Here is a 12392-nt window from a genome sequence, read left to right on the forward strand (position 1 = left end):
GCCGCATTCGCCCCTCACCCTCCAGCCGCTCCACATGCTCCCGGTTCCGGACCGACCAGATGCTCCTCGCACTCCGCGGGGTGAAACGCTGTCCGAAGCTCATCGGGTCCCGGCTGCGCTTCTGGCCGTCGATCCACCCGAAACACAGGGCCTCGTCGAGCGCCTGCGCGTACGTCAGCGTGGTCGACGAGCCGCCCTTCCGGGTGAGGACGAGCCACACCCCGGCGGACGTGCCGTGGTGCTGGTCGAGCCAGTCCAGCCACTCGGCCGCGTCCTGCAGCAGCAGCTCGGGAACGTCGGTCTTCATGAGGCCACCGTAGGGCACCGGATCCAGCACGAGTAGTCTGGTCCTCCGCCCCTATCCGAAGGAATACCGATGCTTCGCGTTCGACCGATCGTGTCCACCTCCGACCTCCCCCGCTACGGTTCCCTGCTCTCGGCGCTGGGGCTCCGCGTCGCCCTGGGCGACGGCGGCTGCAGGGTGTACGACGCAGGCGGCGGCCGGCTCGTGCTACAGTCCCCTCAACCAGGAGGTGCAGGGGCGAACGCCGTCGAGCTGGGGTTCGAAGTGGGAGATTCACCCGGGAACCTCGATGAGTTCGTACGGCGGACACGGCAGGCAGGCACCTCGGTCGACGTCGTCGGGCAGGACCACCGCCGCGCTGCCCGTGTCTCAGCCCCGGGAAGCACCACCTTCCTCGCCGTCCCGGGTCCCCGCGCCGTGACGCCTCCCGGAATTCCACTGGGCGTCGTGGCTCACTGGCACACCGCGGATACCGAGGCCGCGGCCAGGGTGCTCCTCGATATCGGGGCGCGGTCGCGCCGCATCTCACCGGACGGCACCTGGCGGGATTTCACCGCGAAGAACGGTGGGGTCGTGGCCGTGCACCCTGCTGCGGAAGCCTCGGTGACGCTGGGCTTCGAGTACGACGGCGACGTGCGCGGACTCGCCGGGACCCTCGAGGTCGCGGGCTTCGAGCACTCGGTGATCGATGGGGCCGTGGACCGCTCACTCCACCTCCGGATTCCCGGCCACTTCCCGGTCCTCATCGGCGAGAAGCGGTAGCGGGCCGGCCCACCGACGGAGCAGCACGATGCGGCGCCCCATACCGACACAAGCGCTCCGCTGCGATTCAGCCAGCGGCCGAAGAACAGCGCGCCGCTCCCGCCGCCGGGCCGGTCTGCTATAAAACTGAAGGTATGAACGTTCGCACCCCCGACCCCAATCCGGGCTGGCTCTCCGAAGACGATCTTTACGAGGCCCGCCGCCGCCTGCCCATGGTCTACGTCGAGGCGATTCCCGTGCGGTGCGATTCCCTCGGGTATGTCAACGAGGTGGGGCTGCTGCTGCAGGCCAATGAGCAGGGCGAGATGGTGCGCACCTTCGTGTCCGGCCGTGTGATGTACCGGGAAACCATCCGCGCCGCCCTCCTGCGCCACCTGGAGAAGGACCTCGGTCCGTTCGCGCTTCCACAGCTGCCGCCGTCACCCGTTCCCTTCACGATCGCCGAGTACTTCCCCTCGCCGTCGGAGACCGGACTGACCGATGACCGCCAGCACGCCGTCGCGCTGGCCTACCTCATTCCCGTTGCGGGCCAGTGCGATCCACGGCAGGATGCCCTCGAGCTGTCCTGGCTCACCCCCTCGGAGGCCCTCAGCCCGTCGATCCAGGAGGAGTTCTCCGGCGGCAGGGCGGACCTCCTGCGGCAGGCCCTCGCCCATGCGGGCTGGGGACGTTGAGCGCATTACCCTATCGTGTGAGGAAGCCCGCGCTCGCGAGCGGATCCAGCATCGCATTCGGGAGGACGGAGCCGAGGTGAAGGAAAATCAGGTGGACAGGAACCAGGAACTCCGGCCGGTGCCCGCTGAGGCAGTTCGGGCGGGCGAAAACCTGGTCCTGCCAGGGGGCGGCGCCGCAGTCGAGGTGAAGGACACCTCGACCCGGAACGATGACTTCGGAGCGCCGGCACTCATTGTCGCCCAGCTCTCCAACGGGGACACCGTCACCATGGCCACCGGTTCCATCGTGTACGTGGAAGCCACGGGTGCCGCAGGAGTTTCAGCCGTCGCTGCGGACCACGGCTCGCCCGAGGCAGTGGTGGCACAGCTCGCCGAGGCCTATCCCGCGAGCACCGTGGTGCAGGAGATCTCGAGCAGGCTGCTCCGCGGAATCAACCTGAAGTCGGGCAGCAACCTGCAGGACCTGCACCACCTCGCCGTCACCCTCCTCGTGGACCACGCTGACACCGCGAACGCCCTTACTGTCGCCGACCTCCTCACCGTGCTGCCCTTCGACGGGAACTTCGGCCGCTGGAAATGGATCGAGGGCGCCCTGGCCATGGCCGCCTACCTTTCACGGCACGACGACGCCCCGTCGGCGGCATACTCGACGGCCCTGCGCTCCGCCGATGACGCCGAAACCGATCCCTTGCGCGCAAAGCTTGCGGCAACCGTTCGGCAACGCCAGCTCAATGACCCGAACGTGTACGATCCGGAGATCGTCCGTGCCACCGGATCCGGCAACAAGTCGACCGAAAAGGACTGGCGCGTCCTGCGTCTGGGAGTCCTCCTCTACCTGCGGGCTCACGGGGGTTCCGAGACGCTGAGCCGCGGGGTGCTGGAGCGGCGCATCGAATCCGAGTTGGCCGCGCTTTCGGCCCTGAACAACGCACTCGGGACGCCCTAGCTCTCGTCCCCGATTGCGGAGCGCACCGGTACCGGCGGAATGCCCGGGCGTCCGGTTCTGGCAAAATGGGTTGGTGCATCCACAGTCCCAGCAGTCGTCCTTCTCCTTCACCGTCGGTACCCGGCTCGAGGGAAGCGATGCCGCACGCGGCTCCACCGGCCGGCGGCATGGGCGCACGGGCACCATCACGACGCCGCACGGGGCCATTCGGACGCCGGCCTTCATCGCCGTCGGCACCAAGGCGACCGTCAAGGCGGTGCTTCCCGAGTCGATGTCGGCCCTCGGGGCCCAGGCGCTCCTGGCGAACGCCTATCACCTCTACCTCCAGCCCGGGCCCGACGTGCTCGACGAGGCAGGCGGTCTGGGCGCCTTCATGAACTGGCAAGGACCCACCTTCACCGATTCGGGCGGGTTCCAGGTGATGAGCCTGGGCTCCGGTTTCAAGAAAGTCATCACCATGGACGCCCCGGTCGACTCGGATGCCGCCGGGGCCGATGACCGGGTGGCAGTGGGCAAGGAGCGCCTTGCCCACATCGACGACGACGGCGTCTGGTTCAAGTCCCACCTCAACGGCGACCGCCACCGGTTCACCCCCGAGATCTCCATGCAGGTGCAGCACCAACTCGGCGCAGACATCATGTTCGCGTTCGACGAGCTCACCACGCTCATGAATTCACGCGCCTACCAGGAAGAATCCCTCGAGCGGACACGGTTATGGGCGCTTCGCTGCATCGCGGAGCACGAGCGGCTTTCCATAAAGCGCAGCGACAAGCCGTACCAGGCATTGTTCGGGGTCATTCAGGGCGCACAGTACGAGGATCTGCGTCGGAAAGCTTCCCGCGATCTCGGCGCCCTCGACTTCGACGGTTTCGGAATTGGTGGGGCACTCGAGAAGGAGAACCTCGGGACGATTCTCGGATGGTGCAGTGATGAACTTCCCGAGAACAAGCCCCGGCATCTCCTCGGCATTTCCGAACCCGACGATCTTTTCACGGGAATCGAGAACGGCGCCGATACCTTCGACTGCGTCTCGCCCACGCGAGTGGCCCGCAACTCGGCGTTCTACACGCCGGACGGCCGGTGGAATCTCTCGAATGCACGGTTCAAAAGGGATTTCGGTCCACTGATGGACGGGTGCGACTGCTACAGCTGCGGAAACTATTCGCGCGCCTACATCCACCATTTGTTCAAGGCGAAGGAAATGGTGTCCGCCACCCTTCTGTCGATCCACAATGAGAGGTTTGTGGTCCGCATGGTCGACGACGCACGCGCGGCCATTGAGGACGGCACATTCGACGATCTGAAGGCCGAGGTACTGCGGCGTTACTATCCGGGTCGAAAACGTAGTAGTTCATAAATTGTGTGGAACTGTTATCGGATGATCGTTCAGAAGTGCGGGAATCGCTGATATCGTCCGTCTGTACAATCTTCCCGGTCGACGGCCCTGATTCCCGAGCGGGATACTCATAAGCAAAAAATAGGGGAAAAATGCGGAGTCTCAGACCGCTCTTTTTTTGGGCGGCAGTGGGCGTCGTTGCCCTCTCCGCCTGCACTTCGCCACCTGCCGATGCACCAGATGCACCTGCAGTATCAGAACCGGAGACGGTCGTTTCCAGCGGACCGAGCACTGCTCCGGAATCCCAGGAGCCGGCGCCGGCAACGCCCGGGCCTGCAACGACAGGCACGGATCTTCCGGCAACGGCGCCTCCCGATCCGGGACCAAGCGTCGAAGCCACGCTCGAAATCAGCAGGGAGTTCGTACCTGCAGACCCCACCGCCATCGCCAACGACGCCCTGAGCAATGTGGTGTGCACGGCTGATGCGGCGGGTGTGTGGTCCTTCTCGGGAACACTGACGAACACGAGTGATACCGCAGCAACCTTCTCTGTTGCAGTCGCAGTCGGCAGCACCAGCAGTGTGGCGGGACACGCAACCATTCAACAGGAAGTACCAGCCGGCGGCACGGCTCAAGTCCGCGCGGACGCCTTCGCCGATGGCGCCCCAGCATCATCTACATGTCAGGCGGTTGTCTCACGGTGAACCATCCATCCACTTCCCTTCCGGGGCGCACGCTAGCTGCAATCTCCCTGGCCGCGCTCCTTCTCTCAGGACTTGCCCCGGGCGCCGTTGCGGCGCCTGCACCTTCCGCACCGGTCACGGAGCCGGCGGCTCCAACAGCCACCCCTTCACTGGACGCACCTACTGCAGGTCCGGTCCCAGGCACGACGACGGCTCCGCCGACCCCCGGGGCACCTGCCCCTGAGTTCCAGAACCCTGACGTGCAGGGGAACGAATCCCCTGCACCGGCTGAGACCCCACCGGCTGGAATCCCCTCGGTTGAGATCCTGACGGAAACTCCCCCGGAGGTAGCCACCTCCACCGAAGCCCCAACGGCGGAACCCGCTCCTGCTGCTCCGGAAACTCAGGCTCCTGCTCCTGCTCCTGCTCCTGCGGAAATGTCCGCGGAGGAATCATCCGAACCGGAGACCGGTGCCGCTGCTGCCGCAGCATTCACCCCTATCGGTGGCATTGCCGCCAAGTGGAAGGAACTCGGCGGGGCCGCCGGCCCGCTGGGCGAACCAACGTCGAATGAATCCTGCAATGCGGCCGGACACTGCGTAGAAACCTTCGTGGGCGGAGAGATCCACTACACCCCCTCGACGGGCGCCCATCCGGTCCTGTTCACCTCCGGCAACACTGGACCGCGCTGGGCGTCCACAGGCGCCCTGGAAGCCTTCGGGTACCCGGTCACCGACGAGCAGTGCACCGGTGGAGGCTGCGCCCAGCGGTTCTCGAGCGGGATCGACCTCACCTGGAGCACCGCGGCGGGGCACCAGCAGGTCTGGAGCCGGGGAGCGATCGGCGGAGCCCTGTACGGCGTGTACGGCGGCTACGCGGGCATCGGCTACCCGACCACCGCTGAAGTGTGCGGCAAGCCGAACAACGGCTGCGTCCAGGAATTCGGCGGACTCCGGATCGTCTGGTCGGCGTCGTCGGGCGCCCATGGCGTATGGGCTCCGGGTGCCATCGGTGCCGCCTACGCGCGAACCGGCGCCGAAGCGGGCTGGCTCGGTTATCCCACCTCCAGGGAAAGCTGCGGACTGCGGTCATCCGGCTGCCAGCAGACCTACCAGCGCGGGGTCATCTCCTGGTCACCGGCCACGGGCGCCCAGATCGTCCGCGGCGGAATGCGGGATGCGTGGGCAGCCCGCGGCGCCCACGACGGCGTTCTCGGCTACCCCCTGGAGAACGAGGTGTGCGGCCAGGCGAAGGATGGCTGCTTCCAGAAGTTCCAGGGCGGGATGACCTACTGGTCCGCCGCAACAGGCGGGCAGTCGGTGAACGGCGACATCAAGGCCCGCTACGAGAACCTCGGTGCACACAACGGCTACCTGGGCTACCCGCTCACGGTTGAAATCTGCGGCCAGCGGAACGATGGGTGCTACCAGTGGTTCCAGGGCGGCTTGATCTTCTGGTCCCCTGCCACCGGATCCCAACCCGTCCGCGGCGGAGTAAAGGCCAAGTACGAGTCGATGGCCATGCACCAGAGCTACCTCGGCTACCCCCAGACGCCGGAGCGCTGCGAGGGAGGCGAATGTGTCCAGCCGTTCCAGGGCGGTTACATCACCTGGAACGCGGCCGGCAACAGGGACCACCGGCACACCGAGTGCACCACTTTGAACGACGGGCGCTCCGTCTACTCCACGGGTGGGGCGAAGAGAGTCCTGCTCACCATCGCAGGGGGCTACGGGCAGAGTTCCGCCAGTGCCGTGTACTGCCAGAAAGTGGCGGGAACCTATGTCACCGACTGGAAGACCGACGCCACGGTGGGAGCCAGCGGATTCAAGAGGCCGGGCGTTCCCTCCGGACCCACCCGCTTCAATTTCTCGCCCACCGGCTCCTACTCGGTGACCGAGGCCTTCGGCCTCGGCAATCCGGGCACGGCGCTGCCCTACCGGACGCTCAACCCTCGTTCACGCTGGGGCGGCAACCCCTGGACGGACACCTACAACAAGTACTTCGAGTCGTCCACCTGGGTGGGCTATGACGAGGACATGTGGTACTTCGCAACACGAGCCACCCACGATTATCGGCAGGGCGCCGTGATCAACTACAACCGGCCACCGGATTCGCCCATCGTGCAGGACGCGGGCTTCGCGATCTTCCTGCACCAGAACAAGGTGCCGACCGCCGGGTGCATCGCGCTCGACGACTGGGCCGTGGAGGACTACCTGAGGAAGTCAACTCCTGGAGACCGCATCATCATGGGCGTGGCATCGGACCTGTTCCGGTAGCAGCTGTTCCGATTCTCCAGTACGGGAAAGAACCCCCGACGTTCAATCGCCGGGGGTTCTTTCGTTCCATCAACCTCCTGTTCCGACCAGTCTGGAGAACTCCGCACTACGATGGGTTGACCGGGTTCGAAGGAGCATCATGAGCGCGATTCCGATGTGCGGCAGTGGATGAGATGGACATCCCGGTTGAGGGCCGGCCCCCAACCCGGGTGACGCTTGGTGTCGGAGCCCTGCTGGTCGGGTTCGCCGTCGGTGCTTCCCTCCTCGCCGTCGCCATGGGATTGAACTGGGCCCTGTCAGGGAACGATTTCCTCGGCACGTTCACCCTGGCACTCGTCTACGGTCTGCCCATCGGAATCCTCACCGGACTTCCGCTCGGCGCCGTCCTCAACGTTGCACTGCGCCGGGTGCCGAACCAGTGGCAGCACGTACTGGCCTTCTTCGGAGTGTTCACCGCCGCCGGATTCGCCGGAATAGCCCTGGTCAGCATCTCCGGAACGGCCCAGAACCTGCCGATCGCCCTCGCCATCGGCGTAGCCGCGGCCGCCGGACGGTTGAGCGTCTGGAAGATGGCGAGGACCGAATAATCCCGGCCCGAAGTACGGAAACGATCCTCCGGGCGCGCTGCCACTACTGAACGCGCCCCATGACGTCTCATGGCTTAGCTGAACTCCCTTGTTAAGTTAGGCTATCCTTGGTCGTTGTCCGTTGATCCCACGCACCCGACGGACCCCCGCCCCAGCTGAGAAGAGACTTGTATGCACCCCCGCCCGCTGTTGACCACCCTCGTAGGCATGACCGCCCTGACATCGATCCTCACCGGTTGCGGAGCCATCGGCGGCCAGTCGGCGGATCTCCAGATCTATTCGGCGCGCCACTACGACCTCGAGGGCGCGTTCGGGCAGTTCACCGACGAGACGGGCATCACCGTCGAATTCATCAGCGGTGACGACGCCGAACTCCTCGAGCGCCTCAAGGCCGAGGGCGAGGACACCCCCGCAGACGTCTTCATGACCGTCGACGCCGGCAACCTCTGGAACGGTGCACGCCAGGGCGAACTGGCCGCGATCGATTCCGCAGTACTCGACGAAGCCGTCCCCGAGGACCTTCGCGATGCTGAGGGCCGCTGGTACGGACTCGCGATGCGCGCGCGCACCGTCACGTACAACCCCGAGAATGTGGACCCGGCGGAATTCGACGCGGTGGAAACCTACGCGGGGCTGGCGGACCCACGATGGAAGGACCGCCTGTGCATGCGGGATGCGACCTCCGCGTACACGCAATCCCTCGTGGCCAGTCTGATCGAGCTCCACGGACGGGCCAGGGCCCTCGAGATCGTCCAGGGTTGGGTAGCCAACAACGTGGAGATCATGAGCAACGACGTCCTGTTGCTCGACGCTATCGACGCCGGCACCTGCGACGTCGGAATCAACAACCACTACTACCTCGCCCGCACCCTGGCGGAGAAGCCGGAGCTCAATGTGGACCTGTTCTGGGCCAGCCAGGAGGGAGCGGGCACGCATGTGAACATCTCGGGCGCAGGCGTGGTGGACGGCGCTGACAACCCGGAGGACGCGCAGCGGCTCATCGAGTGGCTCGCCACCGACGGGCAGAACGCCTTCGTGGACGCCAACCACGAATACCCCGTCAACCCGGCGGTGGAGCCGGAGCCGGTCATCGCCGACTTCGGCGACTTCACGCGCATGCCACTCAACGCCGAGGCCTACGGAACACTCAACGCGGACGCCGTCGACCTGCTCGCCGAGGCCGGATACCGGTGACTGGACCGGCGGTACTCGCCGAGGCGCGCACTCCTGAGCGCCGCTCGCGGACATACGGCGTCGGCCGGACGGCATGGTCGTCCCTCGTCATCGCCGTCGCCGTCGTCGTCGCCACCCCCGTGCTGGCGGTTGTCATCGACGGCCTCGGGAGCCTCGGGGAGTCCGCGCAGCCCCGGGGCCTCGCGCGGATGGTGCTCACCACCCTCGCACTGATGCTCGGCGTGGGCGCGGGGTCGCTCGTGGTGGGCGGCGGCCTGGCCTGGCTCGTGACCGCCTATCGTTTCCCGCTACGCAACGTCCTGGTGTGGTTGCTCGTCCTTCCACTGGCGATGCCGGCGTACGTCCTCGGCTTCGTGTTCCTGTCCGTGTTCGACGTCGCAGGGCCGGTGCAGACCCTTCTGCGTGCTGTGTTCGGAGCCGACGTCTGGGTTCCCGAGGTGCGCTCCCTACCGGCGGCGGTGCTGGTGATGACGCTGTCCCTGTATCCCTACGTCTACCTGCTCACGCGCTCGGCCCTGATCGAGCAGTCGTCCGGCACGTATGACGCCGCGCGCACCCTGGGAGCGACTCGCGGACGCGCCCTGCGGCGGGTGCTGCTGCCGCTGGCCCGACCGTCGCTGGCCGCGGGACTGGCCCTGGTGATGATGGAGACGCTCACCGATTTCGCCACTGTGCAGTATTTCAACGTCCAGACCGTCTCGGTGGGCGTCTACCTGGTGTGGAAGGGCACCTTCGACTTCCATGCTGCGACGCAGCTTGCGGTGCTGGTCCTGCTGTTCGCCGTCGCCGTGCTGGCCGCCGAAAAGGCACTTCGCGGCCGTGCCCGCTATCACCAGCTCGGCAGCCGGAGACAGGGCTTCCAGCCCGAGCGGCTGCGAGGGGCGCGCGGTTGGGCTGCCACCACCCTCTGCGTAGCAGCCCTCTCCGCCGGTTTCCTCATCCCGGTGGCGCAGCTGTTGCTCTGGGCGGCCGGGCAGGCCTCCGCGGATACGTCTGTCCTGACCGACCCCCGCTTCGTCGACTACCTTGCCAACAGCCTGCTGGTCGCCGCGATCACCGCCGTCAGCTGCGTGGTCCTCGCCGTCTCGATCGGCCACGCGATCCGTTTGGGCGGCGGCCGCTTCGTCTCCTTCGCAGCCCAGCTGACCACGTTCGGCTATGCGGTCCCGGGAGCCGTGGTGGGGATCGGCGTCCTGCTGTCCTTCGCCGCGGCCGACACCGCGCTGGAGCGCGCCGGCGTTCCGGGCGGCACCGGGCTGATCGTGACGGGCTCGGTGATCGGTATCCTCTACGCCTACGTGATCCGGTTCCTCGCTCCTGCCTACCAGTCCATCGGTGCGAGCTTCGAGAAGATCCCGCCCACCGTCACGTTCTCCGCGTTGAGCCTCGGTGCCGCCCCGCGGCGCGTCCTGGCCCGGGTGCACTTCCCCCTGGCCCGGCCGGGTGTCGCCGTAGCCCTCATGCTGGTGGTGATCGACGCCGTGAAGGAGTTGCCGATCGTGCTGTTGCTGCGCCCCTTCGGCTTCACGACGGCGTCGGTGTGGGTCTACGAGCTCGCGCGCGAGAACTTCTGGGAGAAGGCTTCGCTGCCGGCCCTGGTCATCGTGGCGGTCGCCATCATTCCAGTCTTCGTCCTCGTCCGACAGACCCGGCGGGACGAGACGGGCACGACAGCCCCGGGAGAGGTACGTCAGTGAAGGTCCAGATGGAGAACGCCCTGGCTGCATCCGGTGCGGGAGTTGCCGTTCCGGCGCTCGGCCTCGCCGGGGTCGGCAAGCACTACGGGACCGCCAGGGGCGTAGCGGACCTGGACCTCTCCATCGCCGCAGGAGAACTGGTGACACTCATCGGTCCCTCGGGGTGCGGGAAGTCGACGACGCTGCGACTCGTCGCCGGCCTGGAACGGCCCGACGCCGGAACGATCAGCGTGGCCGGAAGCGTCGTCGCCGACACTCGCCACTTCGTGAATCCTGAGCGGCGCCGGGTCGGCCTCGTGTTCCAGGACCATGCTCTCTTCCCGCACCTCACGGTAGCCCGAAACGTGGAATTCGGCCTCGACCGGTTACCCCGGGGCGAGCGTCGGGCCCGCGTGGGTGAGCTCCTGGACCTCGTCCAGCTGGCGCACCTGAGGGACCGTTATCCGCACGAGCTCTCCGGAGGGGAGCAGCAGCGCGTAGCCCTGGCCCGCGCATTGGCTCCCCGGCCCGCCGTCGTCCTCCTCGATGAGCCGTTTTCCAGCCTTGACGAGTCCCTGCGCGCCCAGGTTCGCAGGGACACTGTGGCGACGCTGCGCGAAACCGCCACCACCGGGGTGCTCGTCACCCACGACCAGACGGAGGCCCTGTCCGTCGGCACGCGCGTCATCGTCATGAACAACGGCGTGATCGAGCAGGCAGACATCCCGGAGAAGGTCTTCGAACGTCCTGCCACCCGGTTCGTCGCCTCTTTCATGGGCGACGCGGATTTCCTCCCCGCGCGGGTGCATCGGGCCCTGCTGACGTGCGAGATCGGGATCGTCTCGACGGTCCCGGGGTGGGCGGACAGCGACGTCGACGTCGACGTCGTCCTGCGCCCCCACGAGGTCGCCCTGCGCCCCGCTGCGGACGCCACCGCCCGCGTCTCGTCGGTGGAGTACCACGGTGCCTTCGTCCTCCACCACGTCCAGCTCGCCTCGGGGCGCACTCTACGCTCCTGGCAGCCCCACAATGTCCGCTATCCGGTCGGCGCCACCGTCGCGGTGACGGTGGCGCCGGGCACGTCCCCCACCCTGCTGGTGGGCGACCGGGCGGTGACGTCCCCGCCTGCCAACAGCGTGAGGACCGGCCCGAGCCCCATGAGGAAGGGCGGACCCTCTGATGATGCCGATCCGACCGAGGTAACACGATGACTCTTGAACCCGACCTTTCCGAGGTCACCTTCACCGATCTCGCCCGGCACGGCGAGCGACCAGCCATCCTCACGGCTGACGGGGTGATCTCCTACCGAGACCTCGGAGGACGGGTCGAGGACCTCATGGCACGCCTCGGCCCGGAGCGCCGGCTCGTGATGCTCGTCGCGCGCAATGACCTTGAATCACTCATCGGCTACCTCGCAGCCATGACGGCCGGGCACCCCCTCCTGTTGGCCCCGGCGGACAAGCCTGCTGCGCTGGAATCCCTGCTGGCAGCCTATGAACCCGACGTGGTACTCAGGGCCGGCGACGGCGGACTCGACCTTGAGGAACGTTGGCCCGGCACACGCCACGAACTGCACCGCGACCTGGCCCTTCTGCTCAGCACCTCCGGTTCCACCGGCTCGCCGAAGCTGGTGCGGCTGTCCCGGACGAACCTCGCGGAGAACGCCCGGGCGATCGCGGAGTACCTGGGCATCGGCCCCGACGACCGGGCTGCCACGACGCTGCCGTTCACCTATTGCTACGGCCTGTCCGTCATCAACAGCCATCTGATCCGTGGGGCGAGCCTCGTGCTCACGGACCTGTCCGTCGTCGACCCCTGTTTCTGGGACGTCTTCCGCGACCGCGGAGCCACTTCGTTCGCCGCCGTCCCCTACAGCTTCGACCTGCTGGACCGGGTGGGCTTCGCCGAGATGGACCTGCCGAGCCTGCGCTACATCACCCAGGCCGGCGGCCGG

At 67.0% G+C, this 12392-nt stretch carries 11 protein-coding genes; 10 read left to right on the top strand and 1 reads right to left on the bottom strand.

The genetic code is table 11. From position 1 onward, the window contains the following. The coding region (locus Y705_RS22080) for a YdeI/OmpD-associated family protein (RefSeq protein ID WP_444826149.1) at positions 1-307 on the bottom strand (307 nt) is incomplete at its 3' end. A gap of 69 nt (positions 308-376) precedes the next feature. On the opposite strand from Y705_RS22080, the gene Y705_RS16645 reads away from it, so the two are divergent. From Y705_RS16645 to Y705_RS22910, 10 genes are all read left to right on the top strand, one after another. Continuing rightward, complete coding sequence (locus Y705_RS16645; protein ID WP_049822120.1) at positions 377-1066, top strand: hypothetical protein; 690 nt, start codon at positions 377-379, stop codon at positions 1064-1066. Positions 1067-1200: 134 nt separating this feature from the next. Then, on the top strand, positions 1201-1740 hold the full coding sequence (locus Y705_RS0101915) for an NUDIX hydrolase family protein (RefSeq protein WP_026531628.1): 540 nt from the start codon (positions 1201-1203) through the stop codon (positions 1738-1740). A gap of 91 nt (positions 1741-1831) precedes the next feature. Further along, positions 1832-2686 carry a DUF6707 family protein gene (locus Y705_RS0101920; protein WP_026531629.1) on the top strand — a complete coding sequence of 285 codons (855 nt, stop codon included), beginning with the start codon at positions 1832-1834 and terminating at the stop codon, positions 2684-2686. Positions 2687-2756: 70 nt separating this feature from the next. Continuing rightward, complete coding sequence (gene tgt / locus Y705_RS0101925; RefSeq protein WP_026531630.1) at positions 2757-4043, top strand: tRNA guanosine(34) transglycosylase Tgt; 1287 nt, start codon at positions 2757-2759, stop codon at positions 4041-4043. A gap of 1099 nt (positions 4044-5142) precedes the next feature. Next, complete coding sequence (locus Y705_RS16650) at positions 5143-6981, top strand: L,D-transpeptidase family protein (RefSeq protein ID WP_049822121.1); 1839 nt, start codon at positions 5143-5145, stop codon at positions 6979-6981. A 173-nt stretch (positions 6982-7154) separates the two neighbouring features. Further along, positions 7155-7568, top strand: coding sequence for a hypothetical protein (locus tag Y705_RS0101935; RefSeq protein WP_155849859.1), 414 nt, complete (start codon positions 7155-7157; stop codon positions 7566-7568). 171 nt (positions 7569-7739) lie between these two features. Beyond that, on the top strand, positions 7740-8762 hold the full coding sequence (locus Y705_RS0101940; RefSeq protein ID WP_026531632.1) for an extracellular solute-binding protein: 1023 nt from the start codon (positions 7740-7742) through the stop codon (positions 8760-8762). Beyond that, on the top strand, positions 8759-10459 hold the full coding sequence (locus Y705_RS16655) for an ABC transporter permease (RefSeq protein ID WP_049822123.1): 1701 nt from the start codon (positions 8759-8761) through the stop codon (positions 10457-10459). Before Y705_RS0101940 ends, Y705_RS16655 begins: the two co-directional genes overlap by 4 nt. Then, on the top strand, positions 10456-11649 hold the full coding sequence (locus Y705_RS16660; RefSeq protein ID WP_253908444.1) for an ABC transporter ATP-binding protein: 1194 nt from the start codon (positions 10456-10458) through the stop codon (positions 11647-11649). Before Y705_RS16655 ends, Y705_RS16660 begins: the two co-directional genes overlap by 4 nt. Continuing rightward, positions 11646-12392 (top strand): AMP-binding protein (locus Y705_RS22910; RefSeq protein ID WP_026531633.1); only part of this gene is annotated, 747 nt, incomplete at its 3' end. The genes Y705_RS16660 and Y705_RS22910, both read left to right, overlap by 4 nt.

It is taken from the genome of Arthrobacter sp. H41 (assembly GCF_000520535.1).
Classification (GTDB): Bacteria; Actinomycetota; Actinomycetes; order Actinomycetales; family Micrococcaceae; genus Arthrobacter_D.